The 26,738-nt window shown below is 53.4% G+C and carries 25 protein-coding genes; 10 read left to right on the top strand and 15 right to left on the bottom strand.

The window, feature by feature from the left end; translation table 11 throughout:
- Positions 1-35 precede the first annotated feature (35 nt).
- The 11 genes from sseB to trmJ form a co-directional block, all read right to left on the bottom strand.
- Positions 36-821: an enhanced serine sensitivity protein SseB gene (gene sseB / locus NA197_RS16375; protein ID WP_023219892.1), complete on the bottom strand. Its 786-nt coding sequence runs from the start codon at positions 819-821 to the stop codon at positions 36-38.
- Between the two features lie 109 nt (positions 822-930).
- Positions 931-2,214, bottom strand: coding sequence for an aminopeptidase PepB (gene pepB / locus NA197_RS16380; protein ID WP_000133546.1), 1,284 nt, complete (start codon positions 2,212-2,214; stop codon positions 931-933).
- Between the two features lie 53 nt (positions 2,215-2,267).
- Complete coding sequence (gene iscX / locus NA197_RS16385) at positions 2,268-2,468, bottom strand: Fe-S cluster assembly protein IscX (protein ID WP_000523621.1); 201 nt, start codon at positions 2,466-2,468, stop codon at positions 2,268-2,270.
- 11 nt (positions 2,469-2,479) lie between these two features.
- Complete coding sequence (gene fdx / locus NA197_RS16390; RefSeq protein WP_001124466.1) at positions 2,480-2,815, bottom strand: ISC system 2Fe-2S type ferredoxin; 336 nt, start codon at positions 2,813-2,815, stop codon at positions 2,480-2,482.
- Between the two features lies 1 nt (position 2,816).
- Entirely contained in the window at positions 2,817-4,667 is a 1,851-nt protein-coding gene (gene hscA, locus NA197_RS16395; RefSeq protein WP_001196650.1) for a Fe-S protein assembly chaperone HscA, read from the bottom strand.
- A gap of 12 nt (positions 4,668-4,679) precedes the next feature.
- Entirely contained in the window at positions 4,680-5,195 is a 516-nt protein-coding gene (gene hscB, locus NA197_RS16400) for a co-chaperone HscB (RefSeq protein ID WP_000384398.1), read from the bottom strand.
- A gap of 195 nt (positions 5,196-5,390) precedes the next feature.
- Positions 5,391-5,714 carry an iron-sulfur cluster assembly protein IscA gene (iscA, locus tag NA197_RS16405; RefSeq protein WP_000028952.1) on the bottom strand — a complete coding sequence of 108 codons (324 nt, stop codon included), beginning with the start codon at positions 5,712-5,714 and terminating at the stop codon, positions 5,391-5,393.
- 28 nt (positions 5,715-5,742) lie between these two features.
- The gene (gene iscU / locus NA197_RS16410) at positions 5,743-6,129 is read right to left on the bottom strand and encodes a Fe-S cluster assembly scaffold IscU (protein ID WP_000331704.1); all 387 of its coding nucleotides are present in this window, start codon (positions 6,127-6,129) and stop codon (positions 5,743-5,745) included.
- Positions 6,130-6,156: 27 nt separating this feature from the next.
- A complete protein-coding gene (gene iscS / locus NA197_RS16415; protein WP_000775263.1) occupies positions 6,157-7,371 on the bottom strand; it encodes a cysteine desulfurase in 1,215 nt (404 codons plus the stop codon).
- A 180-nt stretch (positions 7,372-7,551) separates the two neighbouring features.
- Complete coding sequence (gene iscR, locus NA197_RS16420; protein WP_001241346.1) at positions 7,552-8,046, bottom strand: Fe-S cluster assembly transcriptional regulator IscR; 495 nt, start codon at positions 8,044-8,046, stop codon at positions 7,552-7,554.
- A gap of 159 nt (positions 8,047-8,205) precedes the next feature.
- Positions 8,206-8,937, bottom strand: a complete 732-nt coding sequence (trmJ, locus tag NA197_RS16425; protein WP_000940034.1) for a tRNA (cytosine(32)/uridine(32)-2'-O)-methyltransferase TrmJ — start codon at positions 8,935-8,937, stop codon at positions 8,206-8,208.
- Between the two features lie 118 nt (positions 8,938-9,055).
- Between trmJ and suhB the strand changes: the two genes are divergently transcribed.
- The 5 genes from suhB to asrC all read left to right on the top strand — a co-directional run bounded on the left by suhB (position 9,056) and on the right by asrC (position 13,953).
- Entirely contained in the window at positions 9,056-9,859 is an 804-nt protein-coding gene (suhB, locus tag NA197_RS16430; protein WP_000553473.1) for an inositol-1-monophosphatase, read from the top strand.
- A 144-nt stretch (positions 9,860-10,003) separates the two neighbouring features.
- Positions 10,004-10,882, top strand: coding sequence for an alpha/beta hydrolase (locus NA197_RS16435; protein WP_064043156.1), 879 nt, complete (start codon positions 10,004-10,006; stop codon positions 10,880-10,882).
- Positions 10,883-11,063: 181 nt separating this feature from the next.
- Positions 11,064-12,107 (top strand): anaerobic sulfite reductase subunit AsrA, encoded by a 1,044-nt coding sequence (gene asrA / locus NA197_RS16440; RefSeq protein WP_023219890.1) that lies wholly within the window; start codon positions 11,064-11,066, stop codon positions 12,105-12,107.
- Between the two features lie 3 nt (positions 12,108-12,110).
- Positions 12,111-12,929, top strand: coding sequence for an anaerobic sulfite reductase subunit AsrB (gene asrB, locus NA197_RS16445; RefSeq protein ID WP_000017587.1), 819 nt, complete (start codon positions 12,111-12,113; stop codon positions 12,927-12,929).
- Between the two features lie 10 nt (positions 12,930-12,939).
- The gene (gene asrC / locus NA197_RS16450; RefSeq protein ID WP_000020685.1) at positions 12,940-13,953 is read left to right on the top strand and encodes a sulfite reductase subunit C; all 1,014 of its coding nucleotides are present in this window, start codon (positions 12,940-12,942) and stop codon (positions 13,951-13,953) included.
- Here the strand turns inward: asrC and NA197_RS16455 are convergent, their stop codons facing one another.
- Positions 13,954-14,940, bottom strand: a complete 987-nt coding sequence (locus NA197_RS16455; RefSeq protein WP_058111690.1) for a nickel/cobalt transporter — start codon at positions 14,938-14,940, stop codon at positions 13,954-13,956.
- A complete protein-coding gene (locus NA197_RS16460) occupies positions 14,931-15,569 on the bottom strand; it encodes a DUF1007 family protein (RefSeq protein WP_000805728.1) in 639 nt (212 codons plus the stop codon). The genes NA197_RS16455 and NA197_RS16460 overlap by 10 nt, the downstream gene beginning before the upstream one ends.
- Before the next feature lie 125 nt (positions 15,570-15,694).
- On the opposite strand from NA197_RS16460, the gene csiE reads away from it, so the two are divergent.
- Entirely contained in the window at positions 15,695-16,972 is a 1,278-nt protein-coding gene (csiE, locus tag NA197_RS16465) for a stationary phase inducible protein CsiE (RefSeq protein WP_000982971.1), read from the top strand.
- Here csiE and NA197_RS16470 read toward each other — a convergent pair.
- Both NA197_RS16470 and glyA read right to left on the bottom strand, forming a co-directional pair.
- The gene (locus NA197_RS16470) at positions 16,967-18,106 is read right to left on the bottom strand and encodes a 3-phenylpropionate MFS transporter (protein ID WP_001173729.1); all 1,140 of its coding nucleotides are present in this window, start codon (positions 18,104-18,106) and stop codon (positions 16,967-16,969) included. The genes csiE and NA197_RS16470 overlap by 6 nt on opposite strands.
- A 195-nt stretch (positions 18,107-18,301) precedes the next feature.
- A complete protein-coding gene (gene glyA, locus NA197_RS16475; protein ID WP_000919173.1) occupies positions 18,302-19,555 on the bottom strand; it encodes a serine hydroxymethyltransferase in 1,254 nt (417 codons plus the stop codon).
- 324 nt (positions 19,556-19,879) lie between these two features.
- Here glyA and hmpA point away from each other — a divergent pair, with 324 nt between their 5' ends.
- The 4 genes from hmpA to cadA all read left to right on the top strand — a co-directional run bounded on the left by hmpA (position 19,880) and on the right by cadA (position 26,721).
- On the top strand, positions 19,880-21,070 hold the full coding sequence (gene hmpA, locus NA197_RS16480; protein ID WP_000883153.1) for an NO-inducible flavohemoprotein: 1,191 nt from the start codon (positions 19,880-19,882) through the stop codon (positions 21,068-21,070).
- A gap of 181 nt (positions 21,071-21,251) precedes the next feature.
- Positions 21,252-22,796 (top strand): lysine decarboxylation/transport transcriptional activator CadC, encoded by a 1,545-nt coding sequence (gene cadC, locus NA197_RS16485; protein WP_001187142.1) that lies wholly within the window; start codon positions 21,252-21,254, stop codon positions 22,794-22,796.
- Positions 22,797-23,156: 360 nt separating this feature from the next.
- On the top strand, positions 23,157-24,494 hold the full coding sequence (gene cadB, locus NA197_RS16490) for a cadaverine/lysine antiporter (RefSeq protein ID WP_000100009.1): 1,338 nt from the start codon (positions 23,157-23,159) through the stop codon (positions 24,492-24,494).
- Between the two features lie 82 nt (positions 24,495-24,576).
- Positions 24,577-26,721, top strand: coding sequence for a lysine decarboxylase CadA (gene cadA / locus NA197_RS16495; RefSeq protein ID WP_001100652.1), 2,145 nt, complete (start codon positions 24,577-24,579; stop codon positions 26,719-26,721).
- The last annotated feature ends 17 nt before the right edge of the window (positions 26,722-26,738 follow it).

Genomic DNA, 26,738 nt, shown 5'->3' on the forward strand with positions numbered 1-26,738 from the left:
CCAGGAGGCCGCCCTGTTGGGCGGCTTTCTTTTCTTCAGATGATGCGATTCTGTTTAAAGTCGCGCAGGAACCCGCCCCAGCGGCGCTCGTAGAACGGCGCGATATGCTCGGTGATAAAGTGGCTGATACCCTGCTCGCCCTTCCTCACCTGACAAATATCGATCGGTTCGTCACCCGGTAACGTGTCGGCCGCCACATTGCCCGCCGCGTGAATGATCTCTTCAATTTCGCCGTCTTCGCCGTCAGCCTCAATGCCAATCAGCAGATTGGGTTGGGCGTCCGCATGTTCTTTAATCGCGCAGAGAAACGCGCGTTTCACCGGTTTGATGGTTTTAAACAGCGTAGTGAGGGAATCAATCATCTGCGACGGCGGCTCGGCCACTTCGGATAAAATAAGCGACTCGCCGCCTTCCAGCACTTCCTGCGTACTTAACGGACTGCCTTCCTCAGCGAGAAGCAGGCTGATTTCACGCGGCATAAACTCTTTGCCGGTCGGCAATTTAGCGTTGAGGAATAACGTTTCGCCAAGCGTCATTTCAAACAGCGTGCGCGCCGGCATCACCACAAACGCCTGTTCGTCTTCCACGGCCTGCTGCAGCGCCTCCAGAGAAGTAAAGAAGGGAATGACGGTCGTGCCGTCTTCTTTTTCCCAGTGCTGCAAATCCAGAGCGCTGTCTTCCACTATCGCCTCGCCTTCGGCAGCGCTGCCCGGCACCCAGACGGTGGACTCCAGTAAGGTACGGAAAAATGCCGGACGATGCGCGGGCTCAGTCGCCGCTTTCTCCAGCAAGATTTCTAATTCATTTTTAGTTTCGGACATAGGAATCACAAATTATGTATATGGGTTGTAGGCCTGATAAGACGCACGGCGTCGCCATCAGGCAAAATGCCGGGTGGCGCTTCGCTTACCCGGCCTACAAAAACACCGTTCAGGCGGTCAGCAAATTCGCGATGGTGCGCACACCCAGACCGGTTGCCCCGGCAGCCCACTGCTCAACCGGCGCTTTGCGATAAGTGGCGGAACAGTCAATGTGCAGCCAACCTTCGCGGTAATTTTCAACAAAGTGCGACAGAAAACCCGCGGCGGTGCTTGCCCCTGCGGGATACGCCGCGCTGCCGGTGTTGTTCAGTTCCGCAAAGTTAGACGGCAGCTGGTTACGGTGGAACTCCGCCAGCGGCAGACGCCAGAACGGTTCATTCTCTTGCGCCGCGCTGGTCAGCAAGCGCCCCGCCAGCGTATCGTCAAAACTGAATAGCGCATGGTAGTCGTTACCCAGCGCCGTTTTCGCCGCGCCGGTTAACGTCGCCATATCAATGATTAGCTGCGGGTGTTGTGCGCTGGCGTCAATCAGGCCATCCGCCAGCACCAGTCGCCCTTCCGCATCGGTATTCATGACTTCGACATTCTTACCATTACGGTAGCGAATAATGTCGCCCAGTTTAAACGCATTGCCGCTGATCAGATTATCGGCACAGCACAGGAACAGTTTTACGCGTTTATTCAGCCCACGGGTAATGGCGAACGCCAGCGCGCCTGTTACTGTCGCCGCGCCGCCCATATCGGATTTCATTGAGTCCATAAAAGCGCTTTGTTTGATACTGTAGCCGCCGGAGTCAAAGGTAATACCTTTACCGACCAGGCAGGCATAAACCGGCGCATCTTTGTCTCCCGTCGGGTTGTAATCCAGCGCCAGCAGCACCGGCGGACGCTCAGAACCACGGCCTACGGTATGCAACCCCATATAGTTCTGCTCGCGCAGATCTTCGCCTTTGGTGATACGGTAAGTGACGCTATCGCACGCGACGCTACACAGCAGATCCACCGAGCGCTGCGCCAGTTGCTCCGGCCCAAGCTCTTCCGCCGGAGCATTAATGGTGTCGCGCACCCAGTCAATAATAGTCAGGCGGTTATCCAGCTCCTGACGTTGGGCATCGTCTAAATCCGGCCACATTACGGTACGGACGCCTTTTGGTCCTTTGTAACCCGCCCAGAATGCCCAACAACGCTCGGTATCCCATCCTTCGCCTGTCAGCGCGACCTGTTTTATTCCCAGGCCGTCGATTTTACGCGCCGCACGCTGGATCAACCCCAGATCGTCTTTACCGTTAAGATGCAAGGTAATACCGTCGTTATTAATACTGTAAGTGGCTTTATCGCCCCAGCGCGCATCGGCAGGCTGCGTGGAAAGCGTAATTTTCATGGCTTCTGTCATTGTTATTTTCCTTATTAGCAAACGGGCCGCCGTAGGGCAGCCCGTTATTTGACTTACTCTGCTTCATCCAACCAGACTAGCAGAATCGCCTCCAGAATTTTTTCATTGGATGCGTTAGGGTCGTCGTCAAAATCGTCCAGTTCGCAGATCCACTGATGCAGATCGGTGAAACGAACGGTTTTAGGATCGACATCAGGATATGCGTCGTATAACGCTTCGCCGATCTCGCGGCTATCGGTCCACTTGAGTCCCATACTACCCTCTGTTAATGCTCACGCGCATGGTTGATTGTGTAACGTGGAATTTCGATAACCAGATCGTCGTCGGTAACGCGGGCCTGGCAGCTCAGTCGACTTTCCGGCTCCAGCCCCCACGCTTTATCCAGCATATCGTCTTCTTCTTCCGAACTTTCCGGCAAGGAGTCGAAGCCTTCACGTACAATACAGTGACAGGTGGTGCAGGCGCACGATTTCTCACAGGCGTGTTCAATCTCGATGCCGTTGCGCAGCGCAACGTCAAGAATGGTTTCACCGGTCTCAGCTTCCAGAACTGCGCCATCCGGACAAAGATCCTGATGAGGCAGAATAACAATCTTCGGCATGTTAAACCTCGTCTACGGAATGGCCTTTCAACGCGCGACGAACCGACTGGTCCATGCGGCGAGCGGCAAATTCCTGGGTTTGTTTATCTACGTTTTTAATGGCTTGTTCTATGGCGTCAACATCATCGCCTTGTGCGACCGCGCTTAAATGTGCGGCGGCATCATCAATGCATTGACGTTCTGCGGCGCTTAACAGCGCGGCGTCGGCAGTTAGCGCGCCGGTCAAACTTTCCAGCACGCGCGCGGCTTCGACTTTTTGCTCCGCCAGCATACGCGCTTTCACGTCCTGCTCGGCAAAACTCATGGAATCCTTGATCATTGAGGCGATTTCACCATCGGTCAGGCCATAGGAGGGTTTGACCTGAATGGAGGCCTCGACGCCAGTGGATTTTTCCATTGCGGTGACGCTCAACAGGCCATCGGCGTCTACCTGGAAGGTCACGCGAATATGCGCCCCGCCCGCCGGCAGCGGCGGAATCCCGCGCAGCGCAAAGCGCGCCAGCGAGCGGCAGTCCTGCACCAGTTCGCGTTCGCCCTGCATCACATGGATAGACATCGCGGTCTGACCGTCTTTGAAGGTGGTGAAATCCTGCGCGCGCGCCACCGGGATAGTGGTGTTGCGCGGAATGACTTTTTCCACCAGGCCGCCCATCGTTTCCAGCCCAAGAGAGAGTGGAATCACGTCCAGCAGCAGCATTTCGCTGTCCGGCTTGTTGCCGACCAGAATATCGGCCTGAATCGCTGCGCCGATAGCGACCACTTTATCCGGGTCGATAGCGGTTAACGGCGTGCGGCCAAAAAATTCGCCTACTCGCTCACGCACCAGCGGTACACGGGTCGAACCGCCGACCATGACCACTTCCAGAACGTCCTGGGGATCAACGCCGGCATCTTTCAATGCGCGACGGCAGGCCAATAGCGTGCGCTTAACCAGCGCGGAAATGAGATCGTTAAACTGCTCGCGAGTGATTTCCCCCTGCCAGCCCGCAACGTTAACGCGAATGGTATCGGCATCGCTTAAGGCGATTTTCGCCGCAATCGCGGCATCCAGCAGTTCGCGCTGAACGCGATTGTCGCTACGATCGGCAATTCCCGCCTGCTCACGAATATAGTCCGCCAGCAGATGGTCAAAGTCGTCGCCGCCGAGCGCAGAATCACCGCCCGTCGCCAGCACTTCAAACACCCCGCGGCTCAGGCGTAAAATAGAGATATCGAAGGTACCGCCGCCGAGATCGTAAACAGCAATAACGCCTTCTTTGCCTGAGTCCAGACCGTAGGCAATCGCCGCCGCCGTCGGTTCGTTGAGCAGGCGCAGTACATGCAGGCCCGCCAGCCGCGCGGCGTCTTTCGTCCCCTGACGTTGGGCATCATCGAAATAGGCGGGAACGGTAATCACCACGCCATCCAGCTCGCCGGAGAGCGATTCGCTAGCCCGCGCGGCCAGCGCTTTGAGAATATCAGCCGATACGCGTACCGGATTGAGCAATCCAGCCGCCGTGTCAATCATCGGCAGCCCATTAACGCTTGCCTTAAACCGGTAAGGCAGATGCGGATAGCGCGCCTGGATATCCGCCAACGAGCGTCCCATCATGCGTTTCACAGAGCTGATAGTGTTGGCCGTATCCTGCGCGGCATTGTCGCGCGCAGCGTAACCGACCGTATGGCCCTGCTGCTGATAGTGAACCACTGAAGGCAACAGGTGGCGCCCTTCGTGATCAGGCAGAGTTTCCGCCTGGCCGCTGCGAACCGTCGCAACCAGAGAGTTGGTAGTGCCTAAGTCGATGCCCGCCGCCAGACGACGCTGATGCGGCGCGGCGCTCAGACCAGGCTCACTAATTTGTAATAAGGCCATGTTAGATTCCAGTTAAAAATCGAGCAGCTTTTCTTCGAGTTGTTCTGCGCTGCTTCGCAGTTTATCGAGAAACCGCAGTTTGCGCACCGTATCCGCCGCCGCGTCCCACGCGGCGTTGTCCAACTGTTCCACCATTTGCTGAAGACGAGCATCAAACATCTTTTGTACGCGTTTGATGAAGCTTTCCAGCCGCACGTCGTCTTTTGATTGTTCGATATCGTCCAGCTCTTCGCGAAGCGTGAGTTGTTCCATCAGAAACGCGGTGTCGCGTACCGTATGCTGCTCGCTGGCCAGATCGAACCCGTGTAAGGAAAGCAGATACTCCGCGCGCGTCAAAGGGTGACGCAGCGTTTGCCAGGCCTGGTTGATCGTGGCGGATTGCTGGACGGCGGCAAGCTGCTGCGCCTGAGTGCCGTTGGCAAATTTGTCAGGGTGATACTGGCGTTGCAGATCCTGAAAACGAAGGCTCAGCGCCTGGGTGTCAATCTGATAACGGGCTGGTAAGCCAAAGAGGGTGAAGTAATCCATAACATTCTCAGGGATAGCCTGTCAGAACAAACCCCACACGCAGGCGACCACGGTGGGGTTATACCTTCTTACTTCGCGCCGCAGATGCGTTGTCTGCGCGGGTTCCCCCAGTCATTTACTCAAGTAAGCGCCTGGGGATTCACTCGCTTGCCGCTTTTCTGCAGCACGAATGCTCGGTATAACAGCGGAACACGGTTACACGTGGAAGCTTTCGCCGCAACCACACTCATCTTTCACATTCGGGTTGGAGAATTTAAACCCTTCGTTCAGACCTTCTTTTACGAAGTCCAGCTGTGTACCGTCCAGAAATTGCAGGCTCTTGCCGTCAACCACTACCTTAACGCCTTTGTCTTCAAACACGGTGTCTTCCGCCGTTGGCTCGTCAACAAATTCCAGTACATAAGCCATACCTGAGCAGCCGGAGGTTCTCACGCCCAGACGCAGACCAAACCCTTTACCACGGTTGGCCAGGAAGGTATTAACTCGCGCTGCTGCACTGTCGCTAAGTGTAATCGACATAACAAAACCTCAATGTTAACGTTCTATTTTATTTCGCTTCGCGTTTGCTTTTGTAATCCGCAATAGCGGCTTTAATCGCGTCTTCCGCCAGAATAGAGCAGTGAATTTTCACCGGCGGCAGTTCCAGTTCGTCTGCAATGTCGGTGTTTTTAATCGCCTGCGCTTCGTCCAGGGATTTCCCTTTCACCCACTCCGTTACCAGAGAACTGGAGGCGATAGCGGAACCGCAGCCATAAGTCTTGAAGCGCGCGTCTTCAATGATACCTTCATCGTTAACTTTAATCTGCAACTTCATGACGTCGCCGCAGGCCGGCGCGCCAACCATGCCGCTTCCCACGTTATCGTCGTTGTTGTCAAACGACCCTACGTTACGCGGGTTCTCATAGTGATCGATTACTTTTTCGCTGTAAGCCATTATAAATTCTCCTGATTCCGATACCGATTAATGATGTGCCCATTCGATGCTGTTCAGATCCACACCCTGCTTGTACATTTCCCACAGTGGAGAAAGGTCACGCAGACGGCCAATGGATTTACGAACCAGATCAATGGTGTAGTCGATCTCTTCTTCAGTGGTAAAACGACCTAAAGAGAAACGGATAGAGCTATGCGCCAGCTCGTCATTCATGCCCAACGCGCGCAGCACGTAGGACGGTTCCAGACTGGCGGAGGTGCAGGCGGAACCGGAAGAGACCGCCAGGTCTTTCAGCGCCATGATCAGCGACTCGCCTTCAACGTAGTTAAAGCTCACGTTGAGAATGTTTGGCGCGCCCTGCTCAAGGTCGCCGTTCAGGTAAACTTCTTCAATATCTTTGATGCCGTTCCACAGACGGTTACGCAGACCGCGCAGACGGGCCATTTCGGTCTCCATCTCTTCTTTCGCGATACGGTAAGCTTCGCCCATGCCGACGATCTGGTGAACAGGCAGAGTACCAGAGCGCATACCGCGTTCGTGCCCGCCGCCATGCATCTGCGCTTCAATGCGAATACGCGGCTTACGACGCACATACAGCGCGCCAATGCCTTTCGGACCATAAATTTTATGACCGGAGAAGGACATCAGATCCACTTTCAGTTGGCTCAGATCGATAGGCAGTTTGCCCACGCTCTGGGTGGCGTCAACGTGGTAGATGATACCGCGCGCGCGGCACATTTCGCCGATGGTCGCGATATCCTGCACCACGCCGATTTCGTTGTTCACGTGCATGATGGAAACCAGAATGGTGTCGTCACGCATCGCTGCTTCGAGCTCGTTGAGATCGATGATGCCGTTGCGCTGCGGCGCCAGGTAGGTCACTTCAAACCCTTCGCGCTCAAGCTGACGGCAGGTGTCCAGCACCGCTTTGTGCTCGGTCTTGCTGGTGATGATGTGCTTGCCTTTTTTCTGATAAAAGTTGGCAGCGCCTTTGATCGCCAGGTTATCGGACTCCGTCGCCCCTGAGGTAAAGACGATTTCACGCGGGTCGGCGCCGACCAGTTCAGCAATCTGGTTGCGGGCGATATCGACGGCTTCTTCAGCCTGCCAGCCGAAACGGTGTGAACGAGACGCCGGGTTCCCAAAGGTTCCGTCCAGGGTCAGGAACTGCATCATTTTCTCGGCAACACGCGGGTCCACCGGCGTGGTTGCGGAGTAGTCGAGATAAATCGGTAATTTCATTGCTCTTAAACTCCGTACATCACTCAATGCAAGGAATCAGGCAACCGGCTGGATGTACGACCGTGTTGACGGGACGTCCGCGTCCCGGCCTGATTCTGAATTCTTTTTTACGCTTCATCCTTCAGACGACCGCGGCATTCACCGCATGATGCCGCCAGAAGAGATGGCGTAATATTTTAATTAAGCACGTAATTTAACGTCGATAGCGTCCTGCGCACGACCGCTGGCGCGCGGCGCGTCATGCGTGTGCTGGCGACCAGACACATCCAGAACTTCCTGGTTATTCACCAGCTCGCCTAAGGTAATATTGTTGAGAAAACCGGTCAGGCGATCGCTTAAATCACGCCACAGCGCATGGGTCAGGCATTTATCGCCGCCCTGGCAGCCGCCTTTGCCCTGGCAACGGGTCGCGTCAACGGATTCATCAACCGCGCTGATCACTTCGCCGACCGCGATACTGCCAGCATCTTTACCCAGCAGATAGCCGCCGCCTGGCCCGCGTACGCTGGAAACCAGACCGTTTTTACGTAAACGGGAAAATAGCTGTTCCAGATAAGAAAGGGAAATCCCCTGACGTTCAGAAATATCAGCCAACGGTACCGGGCCCGCTTCGGAGTTGAGCGCAACGTCTAACATTGCGGTCACGGCATAACGCCCTTTAGATGTCAGTCTCATGTCTTACTTAACCTCAAACTCGCCCCTGCCCGGGGTTTTTTATTGTAAAATGGGGGTATTGCATAGCAGGGACAAGTCTGACATTCCCGAGTAATTTGGTCAACTATTTACTTGAGTAAATTAGTCAGGTATTTAGCGTTCCGTGCGGTATTGACGCGGTTACTTGCCTTTATTCTGCTGCTCAATAGACGCCAGAATCCCACGCAGAATATTCAACTCCTGGCTTTCCGGGCGGGCGCGGGTAAACAGACGGCGCAATTTATTCATCACCTGCCCCGGATGGTTTTCGCGAATAAAGCCAGTGGAGAGCAACGTCTGCTCCAGATGGCCGTAGAAACGTTCAAGATCGTCCACCAGCGGATACGGCGTCTCTTCATAATCTGCCGCGTCGCCGTTTTCCTGCGTCGCCAGCCAGGCCATACGGACTTCATATGCGATGACCTGTACCGCCATCGCCAGATTCAACGAGCTGTACTCCGGGTTAGCGGCAATCGCGACGTGATAATGGCATTTTTGCAACTCATCGTTAGTCAGCCCGACACGCTCACGACCAAAAACCAGCGCAACCGGCGTATTTGCCGCTTCCGCCACGCTTTTTAAGCCGCACTCGCGCGGATCAAGCATCGGCCACGGCAGAGTGCGGGAACGGGCGCTGGTGCCGACCACCAGGCTACAGCCAGCTAACGCTTCATCCAGCGTATCGACGATCTGCGCATTACCGATCACATCGCTGGCGCCTGCCGCCAGGGCGATGGCCTGGGAGTCCGGTTTCACCAGCGGGTTTACCAGCCACAGGTTAGTTAAGCCCATGGTTTTCATAGCGCGAGCCACAGAGCCCATATTGCCGGTGTGGGAGGTTTCCACCAGCACAATTCGAATGTTTTGCAGCATTGTCTTTCTTCAGCTAAAGATTATTCTGACATCTTACCATAAAACCAAGACAGATTCCGATCTCGCTGCTATACTCTGCGCCGTTTTCCCGTTCTTTAACATCCAGTGAGAGAGACCGATGCATCCGATGCTGACCATCGCCGTGCGCGCAGCGCGCAAGGCGGGTAATGTAATTGCCAAAAACTATGAAACTCCGGACGCTGTAGAAGCGAGCCAAAAAGGCAGTAACGATTTTGTGACCAATGTGGATAAGGCCGCTGAAGCGGTAATTATCGACACCATTCGCAAATCTTACCCGCAACACACTATTATCACCGAAGAAAGCGGTGAGCACGTTGGCACAGATCAGGATGTTCAATGGGTTATCGATCCGCTGGATGGCACCACCAACTTCATCAAACGTCTGCCACACTTCTCTGTTTCCATTGCTGTACGCATTAAAGGCCGTACTGAAGTGGCTGTCGTTTACGATCCGATGCGTAACGAACTGTTCACCGCCACCCGCGGTCAGGGCGCGCAACTGAACGGCTACCGTCTGCGCGGCAGTACCGCTCGCGATCTGGACGGCACTATCCTCGCTACCGGCTTCCCGTTCAAAGCCAAACAATACGCGACCACCTACATTAATATTATCGGCAAGCTGTTCACCGAATGTGCCGATTTCCGCCGCACCGGTTCCGCCGCGCTGGATCTGGCCTATGTGGCTGCAGGTCGTGTCGATGGTTTCTTTGAAATTGGCCTTCGTCCGTGGGATTTCGCTGCGGGCGAACTGCTGGTTCGTGAAGCGGGCGGTATCGTCAGCGATTTCACCGGCGGTCATAACTACATGATGACCGGTAATATCGTGGCGGGGAATCCGCGCGTCGTTAAAGCCATGCTGGCGAATATGCGCGACGAACTGAGCGATGCGCTGAAGCGCTAAGTCTCTTCGGCGGATGGGGCCACTCATCCGCCGTGCCTTTTCAGGCGTTTTTCCTAAACACAGCCTCATCGCTTTACTTGCCTGCATGTTTTTGTACGATCGCTCCCTGCTCCGCTATTGGCATAAAGCGGCAAGGAAGCGAACATGACCCTTCAACATACCCGACGCATCGTCAAATCCCTTTTTATTCTGTTTATCATTGTGGTCTGTATTTACCTGCTACCCCGCGTAGCGATCAATGCCTTTTATTACCCGGACAATAAAGTCTATGGGCCAACCCCTGCCGAAGCTGAATCCATTACCTTTACCGCCAAAGATGGCACGCATCTGCACGGCTGGTTTATTCCCACTGCTTTCGGCAGGCCGGAAAACGCCGTCGCGACGGTGATTCATGTCCATGGCAACGCCGGAAATATGTCGGCGCACTGGCCGTTAGTCAGTTGGCTGCCAGAACGCAACGTAAACCTGTTTATGTTTGATTACCGTGGTTTTGGCGAATCTGAGGGTACCCCATCACAAGAGGGGCTACTGGACGATACGAAAAGCGCGATAGATTATGTGCGGCATCGCGACGACATTAACCCCGAGCGCCTGGTACTGCTGGGGCAGAGCCTGGGCGGCAATAATGTACTGGCCGCCGTAGGACACTGTGTAGGCTGCGCTAATATGCGCTACGCCGACCAGGCGAGCATACGTGCAATTATCCTCGACTCAACGTTTTTATCCTATTCCTCCATCGCCAACCAGATGATCCCGGGCAGTGGCTATTTGCTTGATGACCGCTATAGCGCGGATCGCAATATCGCCAGCGTCAGCCCCATTCCGGTATTGATTCTTCATGGCACGGCAGACCATGTTATTCCCTGGCAGGACAGTGAGAAATTGTATGCCCTCGCCCAAGAGCCCAAACAAAAAATCTTCATTCCTGGCGGCGATCACATTGATGCTTTTTCCGGGCGTTATGAAAACCTTTACCGCGATGCAATGATTAATTTTATTCAGACCGCGCTATCCGCTAAATAGCGCGACGCTGTATATATGCATATTTTATGATTAAGAATATATTTATTATACCGATAGTAAAAACCATTTTTTCCCGTTAGCGAAGGCGGTGGATTAGCGCTAGCGTAACAGTAATATTCAACTGATTTTTATAACAATTTATTTTCATTTGTTTTTCCTGAATATTACTGTGGAGTATATGATGGCTATCAAAATTACGCCTGACGAGTTTAGTCTGCTTATCCAGCGATTAAACAAAAAATGGCGCGTGTTTGCCCCGTCCGCAGAGTTTCGCGGCGGACGTTTTTCCGACACTGACAACATTATTTATCAACGAATTAGCGGCTGGCGCGATCTCATCTGGCACGAGAAATCGCACATGTCGCCGAATACCATTATCGCCCCTATCACCGAAACGCTCTTTTATTTCGATAAAGACACCATTCAAATTGCCGAGACAGACACCTCCCCGATAATCGTCTTTGCCCGCGCCTGCGACATTAACGCCATGTCGCGGCTGGATTATATGTATTTATCAAATGGGAATAATTCCGATTACAGTTATCAACTGCTACGGGAGCATATTCGTTTCGTCCTTATTGAGTGTGAAGAAAGCTTCGAAAATTGTTTCTGCGTCTCAATGGGTACTAATAAAACTGACTGTTATAGCGCCGCTATGCGTTTTAGCGATGAAGGCGCGCTTGTCAGCATCCGCGATCCCTTTATCGAGGCGGCGATACAAGGGCTGGGGCAGGAGGCTGACTATACCCCCTCTTTCGTCAGCGAAAACCGGGAAACCGTCGTCACGCCGGACAGCGTTTGCCGCGATCCGCAAAAAATTCGCGACATTCTCACCCGCCATCCGCTATGGGACGCCTACGACAGCCGCTGCATCAGTTGTGGCCGCTGCACTACCGGGTGCCCAACCTGTACCTGCTATAGCGTCTTTGACGTCGCCTATGATGAAAATCCGCAGCGCGGCGAACGCCGCCGCCAGTGGGCAAGCTGCATGGTGCCGGGCTTTAGCGACATGGCCGGCGGTCATGGTTTTCGCGAAAACCCCGGCGAGCGTCTGCGCTACCGCGCCCTGCATAAGGTCAATGACTACAAAGCGCGCAACGGCATTGAACATATGTGCGTCGGCTGCGGCCGCTGCGACGATCGCTGCCCGCAATACATCAAATTTTCTTTGATTATCAATAAAATGACCGCTGCCGTTCGGCAGGCGCTGGCAGAGGAGGCATAACGCATGTCACATTGTTCCTGTCATGATAAACCGCAGCACAGTTTGCTGCCTGCGGCGTACCGCATCCTCAGTATTACTCGCCACACGCCGCTGGAGTGGAATTTCCGCGTGGCCGTCGATTTTCCCGCGCACTGGGGGCAATTTGTTGAGGTGTCGCTGCCGCGCGTCGGCGAAGCGCCCATCTCCGTTTCCGACTATGGCGACGGCTGGATAGATCTGCTGATTCGTAATGTCGGAAAAGTGACCAGCGCCCTCTTTACGCTGAAAGAAGGCGACAACGTGTGGCTACGCGGCTGCTATGGCAATGGCTATCCGGTCGATACGCTGCGCCATAAACCCTTACTGGTTGTCGCAGGCGGCACGGGCGTCGCGCCGGTGAAAGGCTTAATGCGCTATTTCGTTGAGAATCCCCAGGAAATTGGTCAACTGGATATGATTCTCGGCTATAAAAATCGCGATTGCGTGCTGTACAAAGAAGAAATGGCGACGTGGCGCGGCAAACATAATCTGGTGCTCACGCTGGATGAAGGCGAGGCTGATGACCGTTACCAGATTGGTCGGGTGACCGATCGGCTTGCCGACATGACGCTTAGCGATATCGACACCATGCAGGCCATCGTCGTTGGGCCGCCAATAATGATTACCTTTACCGTAAAAATGCTGCTGCAAAAAGGGCTCAAGCCGGAGCAAATTTGGGTGGACTACGAACGCCGGATGGCCTGCTCCGTCGGGAAGTGCGGCCACTGCCGTATGGGCGAAGTGTATGTCTGCACCGACGGCCCGATATTTAACTACGCCGTCGCGCAACGTTTTGCCGATTAAGGAGAACATCATGAGCATTGATATTGATATCATTAAAGCCCGTGCGAAAAACGAATATCGCCTGTCAAAAGTGCGCGGCGAAGCCATGATCAGCGTCCGCATTCCCGGCGGTATTTTGCCCGCACATTTGCTAACGGTGGCGCGTGACATCGCCGAAACCTGGGGCAACGGACAAATTCACCTCACTACCCGCCAGAAGCTGGCGATGCCGGGTATCCGTTACGAAGATATCGACAACGTGAACGCTGCGCTGGAGCCGTTTCTTCGCGAGATTGAAATAGAACTGTGCGACGTCCAGGTTGAGGATACCAAAGCGGGCTACCTCGCTATTGGCGGGCGAAATATTGTCGCCTGTCAGGGGAACCGCATTTGCCAGAAAGCCAACACTGACACGACCGGTCTGTCCCGTCGTCTTGAAAAACTGGTCTATCCCAGCCCTTATCATCTCAAAACGGTCATCGTCGGCTGCCCGAATGATTGCGCGAAGGCGTCAATGGCCGATCTGGGAATTATTGGCGTGGCGAAAATGCGCTTCACTGCCGATCGCTGTATCGGTTGCGGCGCCTGCGTGAAGGCCTGTAGTCACCACGCGGTAGGCTGCCTGGCGCTGAAGAACGGCAAAGCGGTCAAAGAAGAGTCCGCCTGTATCGGCTGCGGCGAGTGCGTGCTGGCCTGTCCGACGCTGGCCTGGCAACGTAAGCCGGATCAGCTCTGGCAAGTCCGTCTGGGCGGACGCACCAGTAAAAAGACGCCGCGCGTCGGCAAGCTCTTCCTCAACTGGGTGACTGAAGATGTGATAAAGCAGGTGATCGTTAACCTGTATGAATTTGAAAAAGAGATGCTCGGCGGAAAACCGATCTATCTACATATGGGCCATCTGATCGACAAAGGCGGCTACCTGCGTTTTAAAGAACGGGTACTGCGCGGCGTTCAGCTCAATCCGGAAGCGATGGTCGCCGAACGCATTTACTGGGCCGAAGACGAATCCGTCGCGCGGATGCATCTCAAACCCGCCGGGCACTAATCAACCACGCCATGGCCGCAGCCCGCCCACAGGCTGCGGCACGCTAAACCACATGACCAGCGCCGCGACAAGCAGTATCACCCCTCCGGCCAGCGCCAGCGTTGACCAGCCGACCTGCCGCCATAACGCCGGCGCTTTGTTTCCACTGAGTTTCACCGCCAGAGCACGAAAAGTGTGTACCAGCAGCGCCAGCGAGGTAATCGTTAGCGAGGTTCCCGCCGCCATTGCCAGTACCGACGCCATTCCCCAGCTAAAAACGCCAATCACTTTACTGAATAACAGCACCATTATCGCGCCGGAACAGGGCCGCATCCCCATAGACAGTACGATCATGAGTCGCGCGCGCCAGTCATCGCCGCTATGCAATTGTTCCTGCGTCGGTAGATGCTGATGTCCGCAGCCGCATTTTTCATGGTGAACATGGCGCGGCGTAAAAGCGATAAAGACAGGTTTACGTAGCAGCGCGCGTAACTTTTTTATGGCCCGCCAGCACAGCAAGATGCCCAGCCCGCCAACTAACGCATAGCTCCCCTTTTCCAGCCAGAAACCACTCAGATGTAGCTGCCTGGCCGGAAGTTGCAATACGGTCAGCACGCCCACCACCAACCCGATAGCCACGAGCCCCTGCAATAACGCGGCGGCGAGGGTTAACACGATACTCGATTTCAGCTTCGAAGGATGCGTCGCCAGCCATGTCGCGATCACCACTTTGCCGTGTCCCGGCCCCAGCGCATGAAGCACGCCATACATAAAACTCAGCAGAAGCAACGATCCGCCCGCCCGCTCAGGATGCGTCGCCACCGCGTTAAGCAGCGCGCTCAACTGCTGATTTACGTCCCGCTGCCAAAGAGCGCTTTTCAACATCACCTGCGGCCAGGCCTGCCATATCCACAGACCGCCAACCAGCATCAGCAGCAGGAATAACGCCAATGGCCACAGCGAGAGCCAGCGTCGCCCCGGAGTGCGTTGAGAAAAAATTACTGACATTGCAAGGTCACCGTTTGGGCAAACTGTTTACCTAAATCCATATCCTCCGGCGGCGCGTCCTCTTTATCCAGCGACTGGGCGAAACGTAGCGTCTCTTCGCCGGGCGCAGGAGTATAAACCTGAATCCGACACTTTTCGCGCAGCGGTTCCGGCATCGTGATATCGCTGTCCTGGTCATAATGCATATCGACATAATAAGAGGGATCAAACGTTGAAAAGGTATAAGTCTGTCCGCTTAACGGCTGCGGTTCAGCCAGCGGTAGCGTAAAGGTCAATACCGCCTGATGCGCGTCACGCGTCATACCGTATTCTGTCGGCCTGTTTTTAAACTTCACTTTCGCGCCATTGCGCCACACTTCTGTAAAGTAGTGCTGCCCAAGTACGTTAGCCATCACTTCCGCCGCCAACTTTTTCCATATTTCTGACCCCGGCGCCGCGTTTCCGGCGTCATACAGCAGATCTGCGGACGTCAGCGCGTCCATTGTCCAGCGCATTTTTAACGCCACAAATTGCTCATTTTCACTGACCACCTGCGTTTGCAGACGGATGAAGCTGTGCGGATGCGCCGCCGCCACGAAAGATAAAACGGCAAGAAATAGTGTTAAGGCGCTGCGTTTCACTGGCTTCATCTGTTCCTCGCGATAAAAATTCTGTGACGTTCCTCAGCATTCCTGGCCTAAAAGCACGCTTATCACATTTTTCACGCGCAAACTTTAGCTATCCTTACCAGACAAACTAACGGGAGACCTGACAGATGATGCCGACAATTGCCCCACCATCTGTACTTTCCGCTCCCCAGCGCCGCTGTCAGGTATTGCTGACGCTTTTCCAGCCGGAGACAATTGCCACGGTGGAAATCTTCAGCGCGCTTAATGGCGTTGATGATGATACTGCCCGTGAGGATATCACTGAGACAAGCCTGGAGATCCAGCGCTATCATCGCCTTGCCATCACAACATGCCAGAACGGTTGCTATCGGATCGAAGGTACAGCACTCGATCAGCGCCTTTGCCTTTTACACTGGCTCAGGCGTGGCCTGCGTTTATGCCCGACCTTCGTCACGCAACAGTTTACCCCGGCCTTAAAAAACGCGCTAAAGCAGCGCGGTATCGCGCGTCCGCTGTATGACGATATTAATCTGCACGCGCTCATCAATCTGTGCGCCCGCCGGTTGCAAAAACCATTTGAACATCGCGACGTACAGTTCCTGCGTCTCTTTTTACAGTATTGTCTGCTACAACACCATGCTGGCATCACCCCGGAATTCAACCCTGTGCAGCAGATTTGGGCGCAGTCGTGCGCGGAATATCCACTCGCCCAGGAAATTGGTCGTCACTGGCAGCGCCACGTGATGCAGGCCGCACCGCTCAATGAAGCGCTGTTTATGGCGTTACTGTTTTCAATGATTCGCCTCCCCGACCCGATTCGCGACACGCATCAACGGGCGAAGCAACTGCGACTGGAGGTGGCGCGGCTGGTGCTGCGCTTTCGAGAAAAAGGGAACGTACGCTTCAGCGACGAACAAGGGCTTAACGATCAGCTGTATGTCCATCTCGCCCAGGCGCTGAACCGAAGTTTATTCACGATTGGCATCGATAATACGCTTCCGGAAGAGTTCAACCGTCTTTATCCGCGTCTGGTTCGCACCACACGTGAGGCGCTCGCCGGATTTGAAGCCGAATATGGTGTCCACTTTTCCGAGGAAGAGACGGGGCTGGTGGCAGTGATTTTCGGTGCCTGGCTAATGCAGGATAACGATTTGCATGAGAGACAGATCGTATTGTTAGCGGATAAAAATGATGCGCTGGAGACGCATATTGAGCAGCAACTGCGTGAACTGACCCTATTGCCGCTGAATATCAGACGGATATCGCTCCAGGCGTTTCAAAAAGAGGGATGCCCGCGCGGCGTAGCGCTGATTGTTACCCCTTACGCCACGCCGCTACCGCTCTTCTCACCGCCGTTAATTCATGCGGATCGCGCCCTCACAGAGCACCAACAGCAGCAGATCCGCAAGATCCTGGAATCATGACGCGGCAACCACTTTGGGCCGAAGGAAGATAGCGGGCAATGCCACCAGCGCCATAATCCAGAATACGCCGCCGCCCAGATGTTGATACAGAAAACCGGCAAATACTGTCATAATCGCGATGCTGCCGCCCATCGCCACAGCGGAATAGACGGCCTGCAAACGAATCACCTCGCTTCCCTGACGCGCAGCGATATAGCGCATGGCGGCCAGATGGCAAACGGTAAACGTGCCACAGTGCAGGATTTGTATCACAATCAGCCACGGCAACGCCGTACTCCAGCCCATCAGTCCCCAGCGTACCACGCCGCACACAGCGGAAAGCAACAGCAAGTCGCGGGCGCTAAACCGGCGGAATAGCTTTTTACTCAGGGCGAAAATGATCACTTCCGCCACCACGCCCAACGACCATAAATAGCCGACCGCCGATGCTGAATAGCCAGCCCCCTGCCAGTAGATGGCGCTAAAACCATAGTAGGCGGCGTGCGCCCCTTGCAGCAAACAGACGCAGGCGAGAAAACGCCAACTTTGTGCCACCAGCGTACGCCAGGCGGGCCAGCCTGCGCTCTCCTGCTGACGGCTTTCCCCTTGCGGCGGCACGCTGGGACGTAACAACATACCCAGCAACATCGAGGCGACGCCGAGCGTCAGTAGCGCCAGAATCGCTTGGTAATCGTATAAACTCACCAGCTTACCGGTCAGCGCCGACCCTATCACGAAGGCGATGGACCCCCACAGCCGCACCCGACCATAGTCCAGGGTAATTTGCTTTTGCCAGGTATTGGCCAGCGCATCGGTCAGCGGCACCAGTGGTGAAAAGAAGAGGTTAAACCCAACCATCACCACCATTAGCCACGCGACATGCGTTCCTGCCCAAAATGCCAGCGCAAATACCAGCGTCAGCAATGCCAGTACGCGCAGCGCGGAGATCAACCGCGAAGGATCGCTTACGCGAGGCGCAATGAGCAGACTACCGAGAAAACGCGCGACCAGACCCACGCCCAGCAGAAGACCGATGGTTTCCGGCGTTAGCCCAAGACCTTTGAGCCAGACGCTCCAGAAGGGCAGAAAAATACCGTAACTAAAGAAGTAGGTGAAATAACTGAGCGCCAGCCAGCGCGTGGAATGCAATGCCATGACTCCCTCCCGTTTGGAGGCGATAGTCTGGCGGTAAACGGTTGCGCTGGCAAGGGTAACATAAGATTAACAAGCGGAGGGAGAAGTTCAAACGGCAACGCCGCCGGATAATGACTTCCGGCGGCGTCACGTTATGGCGCATAAGTAATGCCCGACAGACGCAGCGCCATCGGGCCATTTTCACAACATAAGCGCTTACGCGTAAACCGGGAAGCGGGCGCAGATATCCAGTACTTTCGCTTTCACGCGTTCAATGGTGGCTTCATCATTGATGTTGTCCAGCACGTCGCACATCCAGCCAGCCAGCTCTTTCACTTCCGCTTCTTTGAAGCCGCGACGAGTAACCGCCGGGGAACCGATACGGATACCGGAGGTCACGAACGGGCTCTTCGGATCGTTCGGCACGCTGTTTTTGTTCACGGTGATGTTAGCACGGCCCAGCGCGGCGTCAGCTTCTTTACCGGTCAGGTTTTTATCCACCAGGTCCAGCAGGAACAGGTGGTTCTCAGTGCCGCCAGACACCACTTTGTAGCCGCGGTTCAGGAACACTTCCACCATCGCTTTGGCGTTTTTCGCCACCTGCTGCTGGTAGACTTTGAACTCCGGCTCCATCGCTTCTTTCAGCGCTACCGCTTTACCGGCGATCACGTGCATCAGCGGGCCGCCCTGCGCGCTTGGGAAGACGGCAGAGTTCAGTTTTTTGTACAGCTCTTCGTCGCCGCCCTTCGCCAGGATCAGGCCGCCGCGCGGACCCGCCAGGGTTTTGTGGGTGGTGGTGGTGACCACATGCGCATGGGGAACCGGGTTCGGGTAAACGCCTGCGGCAATCAGGCCCGCCACGTGCGCCATGTCGACAAACAGGTATGCGCCGATGCTGTCAGCGATTTCACGCATTTTTGCCCAGTCAACCACGCCAGAGTAGGCAGAGAAGCCACCGATAATCATCTTCGGCTTGTGCTCTTTGGCCAGCTTCGCCATCTCGTCATAGTCAATTTTACCGGACTCATCGATACCGTAAGGTACGATGTTGTACAGTTTACCGGAGAAGTTAACCGGGGAGCCGTGAGTCAGGTGGCCGCCCTGCGCCAGGTTCATACCCAGAACGGTATCGCCCGGCTGCAGCAGCGCGGTGTAAACAGCGAAGTTAGCCTGAGAACCGGAGTGCGGCTGCACGTTAGCGTAGTCGGCGCCGAACAGTTCTTTCGCGCGGTCGATAGCCAGTTGCTCTACAATATCAACGTATTCGCAACCGCCGTAGTAGCGCTTGCCCGGATAACCTTCAGCGTATTTGTTGGTCAGCTGAGACCCCTGCGCCTGCATCACGCGCGGGCTGGTGTAGTTTTCGGAGGCGATCAGTTCGATGTGCTCTTCCTGACGTACTTTTTCCTGCTCCATAGCCTGCCACAATTCGGCATCATAATCGGCAATGTTCATTTCACGCTTTAACATCCGCATCTCCTGACTCAGCTAACAATAAAATTTGTGCCTGAAAAGGCAGTCCGTGGGACTTCGGCCAACAGTATAACCGAATCATTCTTCGATAACAGGTCTTGACAAAGGTTTTTACGCAAACGATTACCTATGCGTCAGATAAGGGTTTCCTGAACGAGAGCCTGACGAATTTCAACGGATTTCTTTTCAGCTTTGTGATGCAGATTTTTCACGTTGTTACCTCCATAACGTAAAGCAGAGAAGAACCATTTACAATGCAAGGGTATTTTTATAAGATGCATTTGATATACATCATTAGATTTTCACATAAAGGAAGCACGTATGCTTGACGCACAAACCATCGCTACAGTAAAGGCCACCATTCCCCTGCTGGTTGAAACAGGACCGAAACTGACCGCCCACTTCTACGACCGTATGTTTACGCATAATCCGGAGCTCAAAGAAATCTTCAATATGAGCAACCAGCGTAACGGCGATCAGCGCGAAGCCCTGTTTAATGCTATCGCGGCCTACGCCAGCAATATCGAAAATTTACCGGCGTTGCTGCCGGCGGTAGAAAAAATCGCGCAGAAGCACACCAGCTTCCAGATTAAGCCGGAGCAGTACAACATCGTCGGGACGCATCTGCTGGCGACGCTGGACGAAATGTTCAACCCGGGCCAGGAAGTGCTGGACGCGTGGGGCAAAGCCTATGGCGTACTGGCTAACGTCTTTATTCATCGGGAAGCCGAGATTTATCACGAGAACGCCAGCAAAGACGGCGGCTGGGAAGGCACGCGCCCCTTCCGCATCGTTGCGAAAACCCCGCGTAGCGCACTGATCACCAGCTTTGAGTTTGAACCGGTCGACGGCGGTACGGTGGCGGAATACCGTCCCGGGCAGTATCTGGGCGTCTGGCTGAAGCCGGAAGGTTTTGCACATCAGGAGATCCGCCAATATTCACTGACCCGTAAACCCGATGGCAAAGGGTACCGTATTGCCGTGAAGCGTGAAGACGGCGGCCAGGTATCAAACTGGTTACACCATCACGCCAGCGTAGGCGATGTGGTGCGTCTGGCTGCGCCGGCAGGTGACTTCTTTATGAATGTCGCCGCTGATACCCCCGTTTCGCTGATTTCCGCTGGCGTCGGCCAGACGCCGATGTTAGCGATGCTCGATACGCTGGCGAAAGGACAGCATACCGCGCAGGTGAACTGGTTCCACGCGGCGGAGAACGGCGACGTTCATGCGTTTGCCGACGAAGTGAGCGAGCTGGGCCGTACACTGCCGCGTTTCACTGCCCATACCTGGTACCGCGAACCGACCGAGGCCGATCGCGCCCAACACGTCTTTGACAGCGAAGGGCTGATGGATTTAAGCAAACTGGAAGTCGCGATCAGCGATCCGGCAATGCAGTTCTATCTTTGCGGCCCGGTAGGCTTTATGCAGTTTGCCGCAAAACAACTGGTTTCACTTGGCGTGAATAACGAAAACATTCATTACGAATGCTTCGGCCCGCATAAAGTGCTGTAATTGCAAGAAATCCTCTGAAAAAACGGGCGTTATCGTTAAGGCGAACGCCCGTTTTCCTCCCCGTTCCCCTGCTTATTACACTGCTTTTTATGCCTTTCTTTTACAAAAAAGGGGAATAAAAAAAGTCTGTGCAAATCGTGTTATTATTAACGTTTGACTTAGCTCGTTAGGGCATCTTTTTATGCAGCAACCTGTTGTACGCATTGGAGAGTGGCTGGTTACACCTTCTGTTAATCAGATCAGTCGTCAGGGACGCCAGATTACTCTTGAACCACGGCTGATCGATCTTCTGATGTATTTTGCGCATCACCCGGATGAAGTGTTAAGCCGGGATAACATTATTGATCATGTCTGGATGCGCACCATCGTGACCAACCATGTTGTCACCCAAAGCATTTCTGAACTACGCAAATCATTAAGAGATGGCGGAGACAGCAATGCTGAATACATTGTTACCGTACCTAAACGCGGCTATAAGCTGACGGCGCCGGTTATCTGGTGCGAAGAAAATAGCGATGAGATCGATAATTCATCAACGTCGCCGCCGCCGCCGATCGCAGCAACGAATGCAGAACCGGCAGAGGGGGCTACTGCCGCTACGCCTGTGCCGCCCGCCTCTTTGCAAACGCCGACTAAAAAGGCGAAAAAGCCGCGTATCGCCGCTTTCTGGACGTGGGTAATGTTCCTACTCTCGCTGGCGACGCTGGTGGTGTTTATCGTGATGTCGGTGGTAGATCATAATGCCGCGGTAACAAAAACGCGGTTATTACTTAACCCACGAGATATAGATGTTCGTTTTGAAGGCGGCAATTCCTGTAATAACTGGGTCTCGCAGGAGTCCTACGCCATCGGTCTGGGCGGCTTAATCACCGACCTGCTGAACACCTACTCGACCTTTATGGTGCACGATAAAACTAATTACCGGGTCAATGAGCCAAGCAGCTCCGGTAAGACGTTAACCATTCAGTTTGTCAATCAGCGCCACTATCGGGCGCAGCAGTGCTTTATGTCTGTGGTGCTCATTGATAACGCCGATGGTTCAACCATGCTGGATAAGCGTTATTTCGTCACCAATACTAACCAGTTGTCCATCCAGGATGATCTGTTTAATAGCCTGTCTTTCGTTTTAACACAGCCCTGGCCTAATCGTATGCGAGAACAACTGGCCCTGTTCAGAACGCCGCAAAATACCGCGCTGATGCGTTTTTATGAGGCGCGCCAGCTTATTCTGAGCGGCGATGCGCAGGCGCTAGGTAAAGCCAGCGATATTCTGAATGGCATTATTAAGGAAACGCCTGATTTCAACTATGCCTATGAATATAAAGTGCTGGTAGATGTATTACGGCAATCACAGCAGCCGTTTGATAAAGAACAAGTGGCCGCACTGAACGAAGAGTTTAAAAAAATAGATCAAATTCCGGGCGTTGAGAAAACGTCGGTTTATTATAAAATCAAGACCGTTGATCTGTTAGGCAAAGGTGATATCGATGCAGCGTATGAGGAAATCAATAAAAGCATCGAGCTTGAAATGTCGTGGTTTAACTATGTCCTGTTGGGGAAAGTTTACGAAATGAAAGGTGAGAATCGTCTGGCCGCTGATGCCTATCTGACCGCCTTTAATTTACGTCCAGGTGAAAACACTCTGTACTGGATCGAGAACGGCGTATTTCAGACATCCGTTCAGAAAATTGTCCCTTATCTGAATAGTTTTCTGGCAGAAGATTAAATTTAATGCTGAACCATGACGAATAAAAGCGAAAAGATATTAAATTTTTCGCTTTTATTTTGTGAAAAACATGTTGCCAAAAATAGCTTATGTTAATTTTGGCAACATGTTCATCGCAAAGAAATGTAAATATAACTCTTTGTAATTAAACGATGTTTATCCTTTCATGATATTTTTCATGATATTTATATGTTAATTCAAAAAAATCAATCTATCAGTTTTTTCATGTTTGTGTTTATTTCACTTTTTCTTTAGGACTTATCTCAACCCATTCGTTAATCTTGTCGACAGTTGAACGGGCACGCAGCATATATGAAGCATAAGCCCGGTTCTTAAAAATACAGCTCAGGAGAAATGAACATGAGTTCTGTCAAAAAGATCGGGCTATTTGCCTGTACTGGCGTCGTTGCCGGTAATATGATGGGGAGCGGGATTGCATTATTACCCGCCAACCTTGCCAGTATTGGTGGCATTGCCATCTGGGGCTGGGTAATTTCTATTATTGGGGCAATGTCGCTGGCTTATGTTTATGCGAGGCTGGCAACCAAAAACCCTCAACAGGGTGGCCCTATCGCTTATGCTGGGGAAATATCTCCGGCGTTTGGTTTCCAGACCGGTGTTCTTTATTATCACGCAAACTGGATTGGTAACTTAGCCATCGGCATTACCGCTGTTTCTTATCTTTCTACATTCTTCCCGGCATTAAATAATCCAATACCGGCAGGTATTGCCTGTATTGCTATCGTCTGGCTGTTCACCTTTATTAATATGCTGGGCGGGGCCTGGGTCAGCCGCTTAACAACGATTGGCCTATTCCTGGTGCTGATCCCGGTAGTCTTGACCGCAGTCGCCGGCTGGCATTGGTTCGATATCGCGACCTATCACGCGAACTGGAACACGTCTACGACGACCGACTCTCACGCCATTGTTAAAAGTATTCTGCTCTGCCTGTGGGCGTTCGTTGGCGTTGAGTCTGCCGCCGTCAGCACCGGCATGGTGAAAAACCCGAAACGCACCGTACCTCTGGCAACCATGCTGGGTACCGCGCTGGCAGGCATCATCTATATCGCTGCGACTCAGGTTATCGCCGGGATGTTCCCAGCTTCCGTTATGGCCTCTTCCGGCGCGCCGTTCGCTATCAGTACCTCCACGATTCTGGGTGGCTGGGCTGCGCCGCTGGTTTCCGCCTTTACCGCTTTCGCCTGCCTGACGTCTCTGGGCTCCTGGATGATGCTGGTCGGCCAGGCTGGGGTTCGCGCCGCTAACGACGGCAACTTCCCGAAAATTTACGGCGAAATGGATAAAAACGGTATTCCGAAAAAAGGTCTGCTGTTGGCTGCGGTGAAAATGACGGCGCTGATGATTCTGATCACCATCATGAACTCCAGCGGCGGTAAAGCGTCCGACCTGTTCGGCGAACTGACCGGGATTGCCGTACTGCTTACCATGCTGCCGTACTTCTACTCCTGTGTTGACCTGATTCGCTTCGAAGGGTTCAACATCCGTAACTCGGTAAGCCTGATTTGTTCTGTACTGGGCTGCGCATTTTGCTTCATCGCACTGATGGGCGCCAGCTCCTTCGAACTCTCCGGCACCTTTATCGTCAGTCTGATCATCCTGATGTTCTACGGTCGCAAAATGCACCAGCGCCAGAACAACGACAGCGACAGCGACAACAATACGGCTGAAGCGCTTTAACCGCTAACTCCTTTTTCTCAAAGCCCCTTTCGTCACCTGCTATAGCGTAGCGGGAGGGGCCCACTTTACCAGGAACAAGACTATGAACGTTATTGCTATCATGAACCACATGGGCGTCTACTTTAAAGAAGAGCCTATTCGTGAACTGCATCGTGCACTGGAAGGTTTAAATTTCCGTATCGTCTATCCAAACGACCGAGAAGACCTGCTGAAGCTGATTGAAAATAACTCCCGCCTTTGCGGCGTCATTTTCGACTGGGATAAATATAACCTTGAGCTTTGCGAAGAGATTAGCAAGCTGAACGAGTATATGCCGCTGTACGCCTTCGCCAACAGCTACTCTACGCTGGACGTCAGCCTCAACGATCTGAGAATGCAGGTTCGCTTCTTTGAATATGCTTTAGGCGCCGCAGCCGATATCGCGGCGAAAATTCGCCAGAATACCGATGAATACATCGACAATATTCTGCCGCCGCTGACAAAAGCACTGTTCAAATATGTGCGCGAAGGGAAATATACTTTCTGTACGCCTGGCCACATGGGCGGGACCGCTTTCCAGAAAAGCCCCGTCGGCAGCATCTTTTATGATTTCTTCGGCCCGAACACGATGAAATCCGATATTTCGATTTCCGTTTCCGAACTGGGTTCGCTGCTGGACCACTCCGGCCCGCATAAAGAAGCGGAAGAGTATATCGCCCGCGTCTTTAACGCCGAACGTAGCTACATGGTGACGAACGGCACCTCTACGGCGAACAAAATCGTCGGTATGTACTCCGCGCCGGCAGGCAGCACGGTACTGATTGACCGTAACTGCCATAAATCGCTGACCCATCTGATGATGATGAGCGACATTACGCCGATTTATTTCCGCCCAACCCGTAACGCCTACGGTATTCTTGGCGGTATTCCGCAAAGCGAGTTCCAGCACGCCACTATCGCTAAACGGGTAAAAGAGACGCCTAACGCAACCTGGCCGGTCCATGCTGTTATTACTAACTCAACCTATGACGGTTTGTTGTATAACACTGACTACATCAAGAAAACTCTGGATGTGAAGTCCATTCATTTTGACTCCGCCTGGGTGCCTTATACCAATTTCTCCCCTATTTATCAGGGTAAATGCGGTATGAGCGGCGACCGTGTAGAAGGCAAAATCATTTATGAAACCCAGTCCACGCATAAACTGCTGGCGGCGTTTTCACAGGCATCCATGATTCATGTTAAAGGCGACATTAACGAAGAAACCTTTAACGAAGCCTACATGATGCATACCACCACTTCTCCGCACTACGGTATCGTAGCGTCTACTGAAACCGCAGCGGCGATGATGAAAGGTAATGCGGGTAAACGCCTGATTAACGGTTCTATTGAACGTGCGATTAAATTCCGTAAAGAAATTAAACGCCTGAAAAGCGAATCCGACGGCTGGTTCTTTGACGTATGGCAGCCGGAACATATCGATGGGGCTGAGTGCTGGCCGCTGCGTTCAGATAGCGCATGGCATGGCTTCAAAAATATCGATAACGAACACATGTACCTCGACCCGATCAAAGTCACTATCCTGACGCCGGGGATGAAAAAAGACGGTACGATGGATGAGTTCGGTATCCCGGCAAGTCTGGTCGCCAAATATCTCGATGAACGTGGCATCATCGTAGAAAAAACCGGTCCATACAACCTGCTGTTCCTGTTCAGCATTGGTATCGACAAAACCAAAGCTCTGAGCCTGCTGCGCGCGCTCACTGAATTTAAACGCGCCTTTGACCTGAACCTGCGCGTCAAAAACATTCTGCCAGCACTGTACCGCGAAGCGCCTGAGTTTTATGAAAATATGCGCATCCAGGAACTGGCGCAGAATATTCATAAACTGGTCGAACATCATAATCTGCCGGACTTAATGTACCGTGCGTTTGAAGTGCTGCCGAAAATGGTGATGACGCCGTATACTGCGTTCCAGAAAGAGCTGCATGGCGAAACGGAAGAGGTGTATCTTGAAGAGATGGTTGGTCGCGTCAACGCCAACATGATCCTTCCTTACCCTCCGGGAGTGCCGCTGGTGATGCCTGGTGAAATGATCACCGAGGAAAGCCGTCCGGTACTGGAATTCCTGCAAATGCTGTGCGAAATCGGCGCCCACTATCCGGGCTTCGAAACCGATATCCACGGCGCCTATCGTCAGGCAGACGGACGTTACACCGTTAAGGTGCTGAAAGAAAATACGAAATAAGTACCAAAGGGAAGTGG

The sequence above is a fragment of the Salmonella sp. NW884 genome, from assembly GCF_051700745.1.
Classification (GTDB): Bacteria; Pseudomonadota; Gammaproteobacteria; order Enterobacterales; family Enterobacteriaceae; genus Salmonella; species Salmonella enterica.